Source organism: uncultured Nisaea sp., from assembly GCF_963974195.1.
Taxonomy (GTDB): domain Bacteria; phylum Pseudomonadota; class Alphaproteobacteria; order Thalassobaculales; family Thalassobaculaceae; genus Nisaea.
The window spans coordinates 61,599-76,545 of sequence record NZ_CAXBDC010000007.1; the positions used below are offsets into that span (position 1 = coordinate 61,599).

Consider the following 14,947-nt stretch of genomic DNA (forward strand, 5'->3'; position numbering starts at 1 on the left):
GGCTAACATGACCATTCAGCCGTCCCGTAACGAATGTGGATAAGATGAGCAAATCCGGCGGAAGCACGAACGGTGGTGATTCGAAGAACACCTTGTACTGCTCGTTCTGCGGCAAGAGTCAGCACGAGGTCCGCAAACTGATTGCGGGCCCGACGGTCTTTATCTGCGACGAATGCGTCGAGCTCTGCATGGATATCATCCGTGAAGAGCACAAGACCACGCTGGTGAAGTCGCGCGATGGTGTTCCGACACCTCGCGACATAATGGATGTCCTGGACGATTACGTAATCGGCCAGCCCTATGCGAAGCGGATCCTGTCCGTCGCGGTGCACAACCATTACAAACGGCTGTCGCATTCGAGCAAAAACAACGATGTTGAGTTGGCGAAATCCAACATCCTGCTTGTTGGCCCGACCGGTTGCGGTAAGACGCTGCTGGCCCAGACCCTGGCCCGGATCATCGATGTCCCCTTCACCATGGCGGACGCAACGACCCTGACCGAAGCAGGCTATGTCGGTGAAGATGTCGAGAATATCATCCTGAAGCTGCTGCAGGCGGCCGACTACAATGTCGAGCGGGCCCAGCGCGGCATCGTCTATATCGACGAGGTCGACAAGATCAGCCGCAAGTCCGACAACCCCTCGATTACCCGCGATGTGTCGGGTGAGGGTGTGCAGCAGGCTCTGCTGAAGATCATGGAAGGCACCGTCGCTTCTGTGCCGCCGCAGGGCGGGCGCAAGCATCCGCAGCAGGAATTCCTGCAGGTCGATACGACGAACATCCTGTTCATTTGTGGCGGCGCTTTCGCAGGTCTCGAGAAAATTATCTCGAACCGCTCGCAAGGTTCTTCCATCGGCTTCGGTGCCGATGTGAAGGATCCCGATGATCGCCGTACCGGTGAAGTTCTGCGCGAGGTCGAGCCCGAGGATCTGCTGAAGTTCGGGCTCATTCCCGAATTCGTCGGCCGCCTGCCGGTCGTCGCTACCCTGGAAGACCTCGACAACGAGGCTCTGGTCGAGATCCTGACCAAGCCGAAGAACGCGCTGGTCAAGCAGTATCAGCGGTTGTTCGAGATGGAAAACGTCAATCTGGAATTCCGTGAGGAAGCTCTTCAGGCGATTGCCGAGAAGGCCATTGAACGGAAGACCGGTGCCCGTGGTCTGCGTTCCATCATGGAAGGCATTCTGCTGGATCCGATGTTCGATCTGCCCGGCATGACCGATGTCGAGGAGATCATCATCAACGGCGATACAGTCGAGAATGGTGCGGCACCGATCATGGTCCACGGAGAGCGGCGCGAGGACGTTGGCTCTAGCGCATGATTTTCTCCCGACTTGAACGGTGTCGGGAGAACGCCATTTAAATAGCGGCTTGTCCGGGCGTTCTCCCCTCCCGGAAGCCGTTTTGCAGAGGGGAGAGAGTTGAAAGACTGATGCAAGAGACAGGCACCTCGAGTTATCCCGTCCTTCCGCTGCGCGACATCGTCGTCTTTCCGCATATGATCGTCCCGCTTTTCGTCGGCCGCGACAAATCAGTGCGCGCTCTCGAAGATGTCATGAAGGATGACAAGCAGATCCTTCTGGTAACGCAGAAGAATGCTGCCGACGACGATCCTTCGCCGGACGATATCTACACGGTCGGTACAGTCGGTACTGTGCTGCAGCTTCTGAAATTGCCGGACGGTACCGTCAAGGTACTGGTCGAGGGCGTTCAGCGCGCGCGGATTACCGAATTCAAGGAAAACGAAGATTTCTTTGAAGCCTTCGCCGAGCCGATTATCGACGAGGAAAGCGACGAGCCGGAACAGGAAGCGCTTTCCCGCGCCGTGGTTGGACAGTTCGAACAATATATCAAGCTGAACAAGAAGATTCCGCCGGAAGTGCTGGTGTCGGTCAACCAGATCGAGGACCCGGCAAAGCTGACGGACACCATCGCTTCTCATCTGGCTTTGAAAATCGCCGAGAAGCAGGAACTGCTTGAAAGCGAGACGGTCATCGAGCGTCTCGAGCGGGTCTACGGCTTCATGGAAGGCGAGATCGGCGTTCTGCAGGTCGAAAAGCGCATCCGGAACCGCGTCAAGCGGCAGATGGAGAAGACCCAGCGCGAGTATTATCTGAATGAGCAGATGAAGGCCATTCAGAAGGAACTCGGCGAAACCGACGACAGCCGTGACGAACTGGTCGAGCTTGAAGAGCGGATTCGCAAGACGAAGCTCAGCAAGGAAGCGCGCGAGAAGGCCGATGCGGAGCTGAAGAAGCTGCGCAACATGAGCCAGATGTCCGCGGAAGCGACCGTTGTCCGCAACTATCTGGACTGGCTGCTGGCGATTCCGTGGAAGAAACGCTCCCGGGTCAAGAAAGACATCAGGCACGCCCAGTCGATTCTCGACCGGGATCATTACGGGCTTGAGAAGGTCAAGGAACGGATCCTCGAATATCTCGCCGTGCAACAGCGCACCGGCAAGGTGAAGGGGCCGATCCTCTGCCTCGTCGGCCCTCCGGGCGTCGGCAAGACCTCGCTGGGCAAATCCATCGCTGAATCCACAGGCCGGAATTTCGTCCGGATGTCGCTTGGCGGCGTGCGTGACGAAGCCGAAGTGCGCGGGCATCGCCGGACCTATATCGGATCTCTTCCGGGCAAGGTCATTCAGGGGATGAAGAAGGCGAAATTCTCAAACCCGCTGTTCCTGCTCGATGAAATCGACAAGCTCGGTAACGACTATCGGGGCGACCCGTCGTCGGCGCTGCTGGAAGTGCTCGATCCGGAGCAGAACACGACTTTCCAGGATCACTATCTGGAAGTCGATTATGACCTGTCGGATGTGATGTTCGTCACGACGGCGAATACGCTTCGCATGCCGCAGCCGCTGCTCGACCGGATGGAGATCATTCGTATCTCCGGCTACACCGAAGACGAGAAGGTGGAGATCTGCAAACGCCACCTGATCAGTAAGCAGATCGAACAGCACGGTCTGAAAAAAGGCGAATGGTCGATCACAGACGACGGTCTGCGTGATCTGGTCCGCTACTACACCCGTGAAGCCGGTGTCCGTAATCTTGAGCGGGAGCTCGCCAATCTGGCGCGCAAGTCGGTCAAGGAAATCCTGATGGACGGCGTCAAGACGGTCGAAGTGACGCCCGAGAATCTTGAAAAATACGCGGGCGTCCGGAAGTACCGGTATGGCGAGGCCGAGGAAAACGATCTGGTCGGTGTCACCACGGGGCTTGCCTGGACCGAAGTCGGCGGCGAGTTGCTCTCCATCGAATCGGTAACCGTACCCGGCAAGGGCAAGGTGATTTCGACCGGCAAGCTCGGCGATGTCATGCGCGAATCGATTCAGGCTGCGGAAAGCTTCGTGAAATCCCGTGCCTTCATGTTCGGTATTCCGCTGAAGAGCTTGGAGAACAGGGATATCCATGTGCACGTTCCGGAAGGGGCGACGCCAAAAGACGGACCTTCCGCCGGCGTTGGTATGGTGACGTCCATTGTGTCCGTCCTGACCGGCATTCCCGTGCGGCGTGATGTTGCCATGACCGGTGAGGTAACGTTGCGTGGCCGCGTTCTGCCGATCGGCGGCTTGAAGGAAAAGCTCCTGGCGGCGCTACGCGGTGGCCTCAAGGTTGTCCTCATTCCGAAGGATAACGAGAAGGACCTCGCGGAGATCCCTGACAACGTCAAGGAAGGCCTGGAAATCATCCCGGTCTCGACTGTTGACGAGGTGCTTTCCACCGCATTGACGAAACCGTTGGTGCCGATTGATCCGGAAGAGATCGTGATTGAACCGGTGGCTGCTGCTGACGGCAAAAACGAGAAAACTCTGACAACACATTAGAGTGATCGGCCAAGATACCGGCCGGTAACAAAGAATACAGTTTAGCCCCGGCTTTCGAGCCGGGGCTTTCTGTTTTTCATGCATACCGTTTGAACTGAAATTGTGCGTAAATTATTTTGAGAACATGATGATCCCTGAAATTCTGCGGAAATCCGCCAGTTACGAGATTGACGCCCGCGTTTCCCGCGATTTAGAGTAACTGACCAATTGGGCCGGTAATCCGGTCAATTTCTGAGTGATTCTATCATTTGATAGGGGGGCTATAACGTGAATAAGAATGAGCTCGTCGCGGCCGTTTCCGATTCCGCTGATATGACAAAAGCCGATGCGTCTTCCGCCGTCGACGCTGTACTCGACTCCATTACCTCCGCGCTGAAATCCGGTGATGAGGTCAGGCTGGTTGGCTTTGGCACTTTCAGTGTGGCGTCGCGCGCCGCGAGCGAAGGCCGTAACCCGCGGACCGGTGAAAAAATTCAAATCGCCGCGTCGAAACAGCCGAAATTCAAGGCCGGCAAGGGCCTGAAAGACTCTTTGAATTAACGCTGCCTATTTCTTCTCTTTTCGCGTGACGCCGTCCCTGCTAGAAGGGGCGGCGTTTTCGTTAGGGGAATACATATCCCCGCCACGGAACGGGCGCTTAGCTCAGCTGGCAGAGCATCTCGTTTACACCGAGAGGGTCGGCGGTTCGATCCCGTCAGCGCCCACCACTTCCGAGGCGAACGCTATATGTGCCGGCCTTGCATGATTGCGTAACGATACATCGCCTGCAGGTCGGCCCTTGTTTTCGGGCTCACCCGATTCTCCGAAACTTCTTTTGCGTAGTCACGGATATCCCGCTTGGTCTCAATCGAGACTCGCGGGCTGGCCAGCAAAATCTCATACATCTGCTTTGGAGAAGCCCGGGTAGGGTCCAGGGGCTCGGTGCTCTTGGGCTGAACCGTGAGATCGTCGTTCTGGGCATCACGCACCTTCAGGAACTTCCTGGGCAGCAGCAGGTCGCCCCAGACCAGTCCGTACTGGTTCAGGATGTTACTGATGGCGTCGACCGCGTTCAGTACCTCTCCATCGCTCTCGCTGGCGAGCATGGCGGTAAGTTTTCTGAGTCGGTCATAATCGCGTTCCGTCATCATCGGAGGAGGGTCCCGTTCTGGTCCATCTGTCTAACTTCTGTAACTTATGTTTGGTGTTTCGTCCGTGAGAATAAAGAAATTTCTCCCGGAAACCGGACATTTCCGGGGGCTGGAGCAGGTCGGTCAAAAAAAGTGTCATTTTTCTAATCCATCGCGCTTGACACTCCATGGGGGTCAACGTAAATAAGCGCCTCCTCGTCGGGGGCGCCGCCAAACAGACGGCACCGCGGCCCGAGAAACGGGGGTGTAGCTCAGTTGGTTAGAGCGCCGGCCTGTCACGCCGGAGGCCGCGGGTTCGAGTCCCGTCACTCCCGCCATTTATCTTTAGTTAAATCAATTCTGGAACTGTATACGGCCCGGTCATCGACCGAGGCCGCTAAATGCGTTACAAGCGTCGGAATTTAAAGAATTCTTTCGGTCGTTCTGTGGCGACGCGGGCTTTTCTTGGCGGCGCTATGGAACTATAGTGCGCCCGGTAACAAGGCGTGGGTGTATCTTAATAACCACCTCAACGCGCCGGGCATGAGAGAGAGCTGAAGATATGAGCGATATCCTCCGGGAATATTTGCCTATTCTGATTTTCCTCGCCGTTGCGATCGGGCTCTGCCTCGCGATGGTGATCGGATCGCTGCTTGTGGTGAACCAGCGGCCTGATTCGGAAAAGGTTTCTGCTTACGAATGTGGCTTCGAGGCGTTTAACGATTCTCGCGGCCAGTTCGATGTACGGTTCTATCTCGTCGCCATCCTCTTCATCATCTTCGACCTCGAAGTGGCCTTCCTGTTTCCCTGGGCGATCTCGCTCGGCGGGATTGGCCTCTTCGGCTTCTGGTCGATGATTGTCTTCCTTGGCGTACTGACGATCGGATTCGTCTACGAATGGCGCAAAGGCGCGCTGGAATGGGAGTGAGACCCGTTATGCAGGCTTCGCAGGATCTTCGCCCGCTTCCGCCGGGTGCCGACCAGGACGCTATCCTGAAGGCTGTCGGCGACGAGCTGAACGAAAAGGGCTTCGTCGTCGCTCAGGCCGACAAGCTTTTCAACTGGGCCCGCAGCGGCTCGCTCTGGCCGATGACCTTCGGTCTTGCCTGCTGCGCCGTCGAGATGATGCATTCGGCCGCCAGCCGATATGACCTTGATCGGTTTGGCATGGTGTTCCGGCCGAGCCCGCGTCAGTCCGACGTGATGATCGTTGCCGGTACGCTAACGAACAAGATGGCGCCGGCTCTGCGCAAGGTTTACGACCAGATGGCCGAGCCGCGCTGGGTGCTCTCAATGGGCTCCTGCGCCAACGGCGGCGGTTATTATCACTATTCCTATTCCGTGGTCCGCGGTTGCGACCGAGTCGTGCCGGTTGATGTCTATGTGCCCGGCTGTCCGCCGACGGCCGAGGCTCTTCTTTACGGGCTTCTCCAGCTTCAGAAGAAGATCAAGCGCACTTCGACGATCGCCCGCTAAACCGGGTCCGGACCAACGCCAGGCAGAGGCAGACGACAGCATGGCAACACCGACACAAATACAGAGAGAGCTGGCGGACTATCTGTCAGGCCAGCTCGAAACTGAACTTGTCGAGATCGGTTTCATTCTCGACGAGCTCGTGGTCCGCACGCACCCCCAGTATATCGTCAGGGTTCTGACGTTCCTGCGGGATGATTCGCAATGCCGTTTCCGTTGTCTGGTTGACCTTTGCGGCACCGATTACCCGGCCCGCGAGCAACGCTTCGACGTCGTCTACAATCTGCTCAGCGTGCAGCAGAATCACCGGATCCGGGTCAAGGTCGCGACCGACGAAGTGACGCCCGTTCCGTCTGTCTGTGGCGTGTTTCCCTCGGCCGACTGGTTCGAGCGCGAGACCTGGGACATGTATGGCGTGTTCTTCTCGAACCATCCGGACCTGCGCCGCTTGCTGACGGATTACGGTTTTGAAGGTCATCCGCTGCGCAAGGACTTTCCGCTCACCGGTCATGTCGAGGTTCGCTATGACGATGAGCAAAAGCGGGTTGTCTACGAGCCGGTGAAACTGGTTCAGGATTTCCGCAGTTTCGATTTCCTCAGCCCGTGGGAAGGGGCGCGTTCGCTCCTGCCGGGTGACGAGAAAGCGGAAGACCAGGCCGAAGAGGGGGCTTCCTGATGGCTGAAGCGCAAATCAAGCCGCTTACGCTGAATTTCGGCCCGCAGCATCCTGCCGCTCACGGCGTGCTGCGACTGGTGCTGGAAATGGACGGCGAGATCGTCGAACGGGCCGATCCGCATATCGGTCTGCTGCATCGCGGCACCGAGAAGCTGATCGAGTACAAGACGTATCTGCAGGCGGTTCCGTATTTTGACCGGCTCGATTACGTCGCGCCGATGTCCCAGGAACATGCCTATGCGCTGGCGGTCGAAAAGCTGCTGGGTATCGAAGTGCCGAAGCGCGGTCAGTATATCCGGGTGCTCTATGCCGAGATCTCGCGCATCCTGAACCACCTGCTGAACATCACCACCTTTGCCATCGATGTCGGCGCCATGACGCCGCTGCTCTGGGGCTTTGAAGAGCGAGAGAAGCTCATGGAGTTCTATGAGCGGGCCTGCGGTGCGCGTCTGCACGCGGCTTATTTCCGCCCTGGTGGCGTTGCCATGGATATTCCGCCCGGGCTGCTGGACGATATCATGGCCTGGACCGAGACTTTCCCGGCTCTGATGGACGATATCGAGAGCCTGCTGACGGAAAATCGTATCTTCAAGCAACGCACCGTGGATATCGGTGTCGTCACCGCGGAAGAGGCGCAGGCTATCGGTTTCAGCGGCCCCTGCATCCGGGCCTCCGGCCTCGCGTGGGACCTGCGCAAGTCGCAGCCTTATGACGTTTATAACGAGCTCGACTTTGATATTCCGATTGGCAAGACCGGTGACTGCTACGCGCGGTATCTGGTGCGCATCAGGGAAGTCCGGGAGAGCCTGAAAATCATCCGGCAGTGCATCGAGAAGATGCCGGGCGGTCCGGTCAAAACCGAAGACCGGAAGGTCGCTCCGCCGAGCCGCGGCGAAATGAAGCACTCGATGGAAGCACTGATCCATCACTTCAAGCTTTATACCGAGGGCTATCACGTACCGGCCGGCGAGACCTACACGGCTGTCGAAGCGCCGAAAGGCGAGTTCGCGGTGTTCCTGGTCTCCGACGGCACCAACAAACCTTATCGCTGCAAGATCCGGGCTCCCGGATTTTCGTTCCTGTCCGCCATGGATTTCTTGTCCAAAGGGCACATGCTGGCCGACACGGTCGCCATCATTGGCTCGCTTGATATTGTGTTCGGGGAGATTGACCGGTGAGCGGTATCGACATCGCCGAGAACCAGCCCGAGAGCTTTGCCTTCACGCCCGAGAATATGGCGAAGGCAGATGCGATCATTGCCAAATATCCGGAAGGCCGTCAGGCCAGCGCGGTGATGCCGTTGCTCGATCTGGCCCAGCGCCAGCACGACAACTGGATACCGCTGGCGGCGATCGACGTGATCTCCGAGAAGCTGAAAATGCCGCGCATCCGCGTTCTGGAAGTGGCGACCTTCTACACGATGTACAACCTGAAGCCTGTCGGGAAGTACTTCCTGCAGGCCTGTACCACGACGCCGTGTTGGCTGCGTGGCTCCGATCAGGTGATGAAATGCATCAAGGACAAGCTTGGTCTCGACAATCACCAGACCAGTGACGACGGCATGTTCACTTTGCTTGAGGTTGAGTGTCTTGGTGCCTGCGCCAATGCGCCGATCCTGCAGGTGAATGACGATTTCTACGAAGACGCCAATTACGAGAATACGGCGAAGCTGCTCGATTCTCTGAAAAAGGGCGAGGTGCCGCCCGTGGGCTCGCTCTCGGGACGGAATGTGTCCGAGCCGGAGAAGGGCGCGCAGACCCTGCTGTCCTACAAGGACAACGACGCTGTGCGTACCTACGAAGCCCAGCCTGCTGCCGCCGAGGCCGCTGACGCCAACACGGGAGACAAGTGATGTTGAGGGACGAGGACCGCATCTTCACAAACCTCTACGGCTGGTTCGACTGGGGCCTTGAAGGCGCCCGCAAGCGCGGCGACTGGAGCACCACGAAACAGATCCTTACCCGCAGCCCGGAAGACATCGTCGAAGATGTGAAGAATTCCGGGCTGCGCGGACGCGGCGGCGCGGGTTTCCCGACCGGCGTGAAATGGTCCTTCATGCCGAAAGAGGTGAAGGACAAACCGCATTATCTCGTGGTCAACGCCGACGAGTCGGAACCGGGCACGTGCAAGGACCGGGAGATCATCCGGAACGATCCGCACAAGCTGATAGAAGGCTGTCTCATTGGCGGTTATGCGATGCGGGCCACTGCGGCTTTCATCTATATCCGTGGCGAGTTCTATAACGAGGCGATGCGCCTCCAGGCGGCGATCGACCAGGCATACGATGCCGGACTGATCGGCAAGAATGCCTGTGGCTCCGGCTACGATTTCGACGTCATCCTGCATCGCGGTGCCGGCGCCTATATCTGCGGCGAGGAAACCGCGCTTCTGGAAAGCCTGGAAGGCAAGAAAGGCCAGCCGCGCCTGAAGCCGCCATTCCCGGCGGGGGTCGGCCTTTATGGCTCCCCGACGACAGTGAACAATGTCGAGAGTATCGCGGTTGTTCCCGAAATCCTGCGGCGCGGCTCCCAGTGGTTCGCCGATCTCGGGACACCGAAGAATTCCGGCACCAAGCTCTTCTGCATTTCCGGCCATGTCGAGCAGCCGTGTAATGTCGAGGAAGAGATGGGCATTCCGCTCAAGGAACTGCTCGAAAAGCATTGTGGCGGCGTGATCGGCGGCTGGGACAATCTTCTGGCCGTCATTCCGGGCGGATCTTCCGTGCCGATGATGCCGAAATCGGTTTGCGATGACGTGATCATGGATTTCGACACCCTGCGCGGTGTCGGTTCCGGTCTCGGCACGGCTGCCGTCATTGTCATGAACAAGCAGACCGATATCGTCCGCGCCATCGCGCGCCTCTCGTATTTCTACAAGCATGAGAGCTGCGGCCAGTGCACGCCGTGCCGTGAAGGCACCGGCTGGATGTACCGGGTCATGGACCGGCTGGTCCGGGGCGAGGCAGAGGTCGAGGAAATCGACGCGCTTTATGAAGTTACCAAGCAGATCGAAGGTCACACGATCTGTGCGCTGGGCGATGCCGCGGCATGGCCGATCCAGGGGCTTCTCCGGCACTTCCGGCCGGAAGTCGAACGCCGGATCGAGGCCCGCAAGGCCGGTCAGCCGGTATTACCGGTATTGGAGGCCGCGGAATGATGCGCCCGACGGGAACGTGCTTGCGGGGAGATCGCAATGCCTAAATTGACAGTCAACGGGCTGGAGGTCGAAGTTCCGGCTGGTGCCTCCGTGTTGCAGGCTTGCGAAGAGGCCGGCGCCGAAGTACCGCGCTTCTGCTATCACGAGCGCCTGTCCATCGCGGGCAATTGCCGGATGTGCTTGGTGGAGATGGAGCGTTCGCCGAAACCGGTCGCGTCCTGTGCGATGCCGGCCGGCGACGGCATGGTCATCCGCACGGACACGGATCTGGTCAAGAAAGCGCGGGAAGGGGTGATGGAGTTCCTCCTGATCAACCACCCGCTGGATTGCCCGATCTGCGACCAGGGCGGCGAATGCGATCTGCAGGATCAGGCGATGGCCTTTGGTCATCATTCCAGCCGCTATGACGAGAACAAGCGGGCCGTCGAAGACAAGTATATGGGCCCGCTGGTCGAAACCGTCATGACCCGCTGCATCCATTGCACGCGCTGCGTCCGTTTCTCGACCGAAGTCGCCGGTGTCACCGATATGGGCCTGCTCGGCCGTGGTGAGAATGCCGAGATCACGACCTATCTGGAAAAGGCGCTCGACAGTGAGCTGTCGGCCAACGTCATCGACCTTTGCCCGGTCGGTGCGCTGACCTCCAAGCCCTACGCCTTCGTGGCGCGGCCCTGGGAGCTGCGCAAGACCGAGACCATCGATGTGATGGACGCGCTCGGCTCGAACATCCGGGTTGATGCCCGTGGCTCCGAAGTGCTCCGGGTGCTGCCGCGCCTGCATGAAGAGGTCAACGAAGAGTGGATCTCCGACAAGACGCGGTATGCCTGTGACGGCCTGAAGCGCCAGCGGCTGGACAAGCCGTATCTGCGCAAGGACGGCAAGCTGCAGCCGGTTTCGTGGGATGATGCTTTCGCTGCCATCGCCGCGAAGCTGAAAGGTCTCAAGGGCGCTGAAATCGCCGCTGTCGCAGGCGACACGGTTGACGTTGAGGCCATGTTTGCCTTGAAGGGCCTGATGACCGCGCTGGGCTCGCCGCACCTGGATTGCCGTCAGGACGGCGCCAAGCTCGATGCGACGACCCGGGCCGGTTATCTCTTCAACGCGACGGTTGCCGGGATTGAAGAGGCGGACGCCATTCTGATCGTCGGAGCCAATCCGCGCTGGGATGCCGCTGTTCTGAACGCCCGCATCCGCAAGCGCTGGCTCGCCGGCGGCCTCAAGGTTGGCCTGATCGGTGCGCCGGTCGATCTGACTTACAAATATGATCATCTGGGCGCCGGTGCACAGACCCTGACCGAAGTCGCGGACGGCAAGAACGCTTTTGCCTCCGTGCTGAAGGACGCCAAAAAGCCGATGATCATCCTCGGCATGGGCGCGCTGACCCGTGAAGACGGGGCGGCGGTTCTGGCGACGGCACGGAAGATCGCGGAAAGCACCGGAATGCTTGTGCCTGCCTCAAAGGACGAGGACGGTAACGAGGTTCCGGCCTGGAACGGCTTCAGCGTTCTGCATACGGCGGCATCCCGTGTCGGCGGTCTCGATCTCGGCTTCCTGCCGGGCGAGGGCGGTGCCGATGTCGCGGGTATGCTCGACGGTGCTTCCAAGGGGGCGATCAAGGCCGTCTACCTGCTTGGTGCGGACGAGATCGATACCCAACGTCTCGGCGATGCCTTCGTGATTTATCAGGGCCATCATGGCGATCGTGGTGCACACCGCGCGGACGTTATCCTGCCGGGTGCTGCCTATACGGAAAAAGACGGCCTTTACGTGAACACGGAAGGCCGGGTTCAGATGGCGCTCCGGGCGACTTTCCCGCCGGGCGAGGCACGCGAGGACTGGGCTATTGTCCGGGCTCTCTCGGCGCATCTTGGTGCAACATTGCCGTATGACAGCCAGGAGCAGCTTCGCGCCGCTCTGCGGAAGTCGAACGAGATCTTCACCGAGATCGATATCGCGCCGGAAGCGGCATGGGGTCCCTTCGGTACCGAAGGCGCCATGTCCGAGACAGGTTTTGGAACGACGGTCGAGAATTTCTACATGACCGACCCGATCAGCCGGGCCTCCCAGACGATGGCCGAATGCACGGAAGTCTTTGTCCTGCCCAAGCAGGCCAAGACCGGGACCGAGGGGTGAGGAGTTAAGTGGGCATGGATGCGATCCTCGAAACCTACGTGATCCCGACAGCGATCATTCTGGCGCAGATTCTCGCCATTGTGGTGCCGCTGCTGGTGGCCGTCGCGTATCTCACCTATTTCGAACGCAAGGTGATTGGCGCCATGCAGATGCGGAAGGGACCGAACGTTGTCGGTCCGTTCGGCCTGCTGCAGCCGCTTGCCGACGGCGTGAAACTGTTCGCCAAGGAAACCATCCTGCCGGCGGGCGCGAACAAGATCATGTTCGCCATGGCGCCGATGCTGACCTTCATCCTGGCCATGATCGCCTGGGCGGTGATCCCGTTCGATGCGGGCATGGTGCTGGCGGATATCAATGTCGGCGTGCTGTATCTCTTCGCGATCTCCTCGCTCGGGGTCTATGGCGTGATCATGGCAGGCTGGGCCTCGAACTCTAAATACGCCTTCCTGGGCGCGCTTCGGTCCGCGGCGCAGATGGTCTCCTATGAAGTGTCCATCGGCTTCGTGATGATCACCGTGCTGCTTTGCGTCGGCTCGCTGAACCTCAGCGCCATTGTCGAAGCGCAAAAAACGGTGTGGTTTGCCATTCCGCTGCTGCCGATGTTCGTGATCTTCTTCGTCTCGGCACTGGCCGAGACCAACCGGGCGCCGTTCGATCTTCCCGAAGGCGAGTCGGAGCTGGTTGCGGGCTATTTCGTCGAGTATTCCTCGATGACCTTCGCCCTGTTCTTCCTTGGTGAATACGCGAACATGATCCTGATGAGCGGCTGGTTGCCACTGTTCGATATCGCACCGTTCAACTGGATACCGGGGCCGATCTGGTTCTTCGCCAAGATTGCCTTTGTCCTGTTCTTCTTCCTGTGGGTCCGGGCGACCTTCCCGCGCTACCGCTATGACCAGCTGATGCGGCTGGGCTGGAAAGTGTTCCTGCCGTTCTCGCTGCTCTGGGTCGTGCTGACCGCCGGTGTGCTGGTGGCCTTCGACTGGGTACCCGCGCCGGTGCTGGGATGAGGACGGACATAATGACGCCAGACGCGAAACAAACGCGCACGATGGAGAGAGGCTGAGCCATGAGCACGTTGCAACAAAGCGCGCGCGGCCTGCTGCTGTGGGAACTGCTTTCGGGCATGTATCTGACCCTGAAGTACTTCTTCAAGCCGAAGGTGACGATCAACTATCCCTACGAGAAGGGGCCGCTCAGCAGCCGTTTCCGTGGTGAGCATGCCCTGCGCCGTTATCCCAACGGGGAAGAGCGCTGCATTGCCTGCAAGCTGTGCGAGGCGATCTGCCCGGCCCAGGCCATCACCATCGAGGCCGAGCCGCGTGACGACGGCAGCCGGCGGACGACCCGCTACGATATCGACATGACGAAATGCATCTATTGCGGTTTCTGTCAGGAGGCCTGCCCGGTCGACGCCATCGTCGAGGGGCCGAACTTTGAATTCGCCACGGAAACCCGTGAGGAGCTGTTCTACAACAAGGACAAGCTGCTCGCGAACGGGGACCGCTGGGAGCGCGAGATCGCGCATAATCTGACCGTCGAAGCGCCGTATCGCTAAGGGCTGCTTGGGGGCGAGGGAAACATGAAGAACGCCGATAAAATGGCTGAGATGACTCACAAATTACCCGCCGGACTTCCGGCGGGGCGGGGGCGCGGATGATCCAGGCACTCATATTCTATGTCTTTGCCGCGATCACCATTGCCTCGGGCGTCATGGTGGTTTCGTCCCGGAACCCGGTTCATTCGGTTCTGTTCCTGATCCTGGCCTTCTTTAACGCGGCGGGCCTGTTCGTTCTGATCGGCGCCGAATTCATCGCCATGATCCTGGTCGTCGTCTATGTCGGTGCGGTCGCAGTGCTGTTCCTCTTCGTTGTCATGATGCTCGACATCAATTTCGTCGAACTGCGTCAGGGCTTCATGAAATACCTGCCGATCGGCCTGCTGATCGGGGTGGTGATTTTCGCCGAGCTGTTCTTCGTGGTGACGAGCTGGGTGATCGCGCCCGATCTGATCACGGCGGCACCGGCGCCGGATCCGACGGCCGTGACCAATACCCACGCGCTCGGCGCGCTGCTCTATACCCGCTATGTCTACCTCTTCCAGTCGGCCGGGCTGATCCTGCTGATCGCAATGATCGGCGCTATCGTGCTGACACTGCGGACGCGTCAGGGCGTCAAGCGTCAGCGCATCTCGGCGCAGTTGGCCCGGACCACGGAAGAGACTGTTGAAGTCGTCAAAGTGCAGCGTGGGGAAGGGGTCTGATCATGTTGGAAATCGGTCTGGCGCATTACCTGACGGTCGCCGCCGTCCTCTTCACGCTCGGCATGTTCGGGATCTTCCTGAACCGGAAGAACGTGATCATCATCATGATGTCGATCGAGCTGATGCTGCTCGCGGTGAACATCAATCTGGTGAGTTTCTCGGTCTTCCTGAACGATCTAGTCGGTCAGATCTTCGCACTCTTCGTGCTGACGGTCGCCGCGGCGGAGGCTGCCATCGGCCTTGCCATCCTTGTGGTGTATTTCCGCAATCGCGGAAGCATCGCGGTCGAAGATATCAACCTGATGA

Annotated in this window: 15 protein-coding genes and 2 tRNA genes; 16 read left to right on the top strand and 1 reads right to left on the bottom strand. The window is 59.1% G+C overall.

Annotated elements, in window-relative coordinates; translation table 11 throughout:
* The first annotated feature begins 44 nt into the window (after nucleotides 1-44).
* From clpX to AAC126_RS03130, 4 genes are all read left to right on the top strand, one after another.
* Nucleotides 45-1,322, top strand: a complete 1,278-nt coding sequence (gene clpX / locus AAC126_RS03115; RefSeq protein ID WP_339849957.1) for an ATP-dependent Clp protease ATP-binding subunit ClpX — start codon at nucleotides 45-47, stop codon at nucleotides 1,320-1,322.
* A 110-nt stretch (nucleotides 1,323-1,432) separates the two neighbouring features.
* A complete protein-coding gene (lon, locus tag AAC126_RS03120) occupies nucleotides 1,433-3,832 on the top strand; it encodes an endopeptidase La (protein WP_339849960.1) in 2,400 nt (799 codons plus the stop codon).
* A gap of 267 nt (nucleotides 3,833-4,099) precedes the next feature.
* The gene (locus AAC126_RS03125) at nucleotides 4,100-4,372 is read left to right on the top strand and encodes an HU family DNA-binding protein (RefSeq protein ID WP_339849963.1); all 273 of its coding nucleotides are present in this window, start codon (nucleotides 4,100-4,102) and stop codon (nucleotides 4,370-4,372) included.
* Nucleotides 4,373-4,463: 91 nt separating this feature from the next.
* Nucleotides 4,464-4,539 (top strand) — tRNA-Val (locus tag AAC126_RS03130).
* A 15-nt stretch (nucleotides 4,540-4,554) separates the two neighbouring features.
* On the opposite strand, the gene AAC126_RS03135 is transcribed toward AAC126_RS03130, so the two are convergent.
* The gene (locus tag AAC126_RS03135; RefSeq protein ID WP_339849966.1) at nucleotides 4,555-4,962 is read right to left on the bottom strand and encodes a hypothetical protein; all 408 of its coding nucleotides are present in this window, start codon (nucleotides 4,960-4,962) and stop codon (nucleotides 4,555-4,557) included.
* A gap of 240 nt (nucleotides 4,963-5,202) precedes the next feature.
* On the opposite strand from AAC126_RS03135, the gene AAC126_RS03140 reads away from it, so the two are divergent.
* The 12 genes from AAC126_RS03140 to nuoK all read left to right on the top strand — a co-directional run.
* Nucleotides 5,203-5,279: transfer RNA gene (locus AAC126_RS03140), tRNA-Asp, on the top strand.
* Between the two features lie 224 nt (nucleotides 5,280-5,503).
* Nucleotides 5,504-5,869, top strand: a complete 366-nt coding sequence (locus tag AAC126_RS03145; RefSeq protein WP_339849969.1) for an NADH-quinone oxidoreductase subunit A — start codon at nucleotides 5,504-5,506, stop codon at nucleotides 5,867-5,869.
* Complete coding sequence (locus tag AAC126_RS03150) at nucleotides 5,860-6,417, top strand: NADH-quinone oxidoreductase subunit B (RefSeq protein WP_193170529.1); 558 nt, start codon at nucleotides 5,860-5,862, stop codon at nucleotides 6,415-6,417. The genes AAC126_RS03145 and AAC126_RS03150 overlap by 10 nt, the downstream gene beginning before the upstream one ends.
* Before the next feature lie 40 nt (nucleotides 6,418-6,457).
* Entirely contained in the window at nucleotides 6,458-7,090 is a 633-nt protein-coding gene (locus AAC126_RS03155) for an NADH-quinone oxidoreductase subunit C (RefSeq protein ID WP_339849970.1), read from the top strand.
* The gene (locus AAC126_RS03160) at nucleotides 7,090-8,268 is read left to right on the top strand and encodes an NADH-quinone oxidoreductase subunit D (RefSeq protein WP_339849977.1); all 1,179 of its coding nucleotides are present in this window, start codon (nucleotides 7,090-7,092) and stop codon (nucleotides 8,266-8,268) included. The genes AAC126_RS03155 and AAC126_RS03160 overlap by 1 nt, the downstream gene beginning before the upstream one ends.
* Nucleotides 8,265-8,942 (top strand): NADH-quinone oxidoreductase subunit NuoE, encoded by a 678-nt coding sequence (nuoE, locus tag AAC126_RS03165; RefSeq protein ID WP_339849979.1) that lies wholly within the window; start codon nucleotides 8,265-8,267, stop codon nucleotides 8,940-8,942. The genes AAC126_RS03160 and nuoE overlap by 4 nt, the downstream gene beginning before the upstream one ends.
* The gene (gene nuoF, locus AAC126_RS03170) at nucleotides 8,942-10,246 is read left to right on the top strand and encodes an NADH-quinone oxidoreductase subunit NuoF (RefSeq protein ID WP_339849980.1); all 1,305 of its coding nucleotides are present in this window, start codon (nucleotides 8,942-8,944) and stop codon (nucleotides 10,244-10,246) included. Before nuoE ends, nuoF begins: the two co-directional genes overlap by 1 nt.
* A gap of 36 nt (nucleotides 10,247-10,282) precedes the next feature.
* Nucleotides 10,283-12,379: an NADH-quinone oxidoreductase subunit NuoG gene (gene nuoG, locus AAC126_RS03175; RefSeq protein WP_339849981.1), complete on the top strand. Its 2,097-nt coding sequence runs from the start codon at nucleotides 10,283-10,285 to the stop codon at nucleotides 12,377-12,379.
* A gap of 14 nt (nucleotides 12,380-12,393) precedes the next feature.
* Nucleotides 12,394-13,389, top strand: a complete 996-nt coding sequence (nuoH, locus tag AAC126_RS03180) for an NADH-quinone oxidoreductase subunit NuoH (protein ID WP_339849982.1) — start codon at nucleotides 12,394-12,396, stop codon at nucleotides 13,387-13,389.
* A 59-nt stretch (nucleotides 13,390-13,448) separates the two neighbouring features.
* Entirely contained in the window at nucleotides 13,449-13,937 is a 489-nt protein-coding gene (gene nuoI / locus AAC126_RS03185; RefSeq protein WP_339849983.1) for an NADH-quinone oxidoreductase subunit NuoI, read from the top strand.
* Nucleotides 13,938-14,035: 98 nt separating this feature from the next.
* On the top strand, nucleotides 14,036-14,641 hold the full coding sequence (locus tag AAC126_RS03190) for an NADH-quinone oxidoreductase subunit J (RefSeq protein WP_339849985.1): 606 nt from the start codon (nucleotides 14,036-14,038) through the stop codon (nucleotides 14,639-14,641).
* 5 nt (nucleotides 14,642-14,646) lie between these two features.
* The coding region (nuoK, locus tag AAC126_RS03195; RefSeq protein WP_339849987.1) for an NADH-quinone oxidoreductase subunit NuoK at nucleotides 14,647-14,947 on the top strand (301 nt) is incomplete at its 3' end.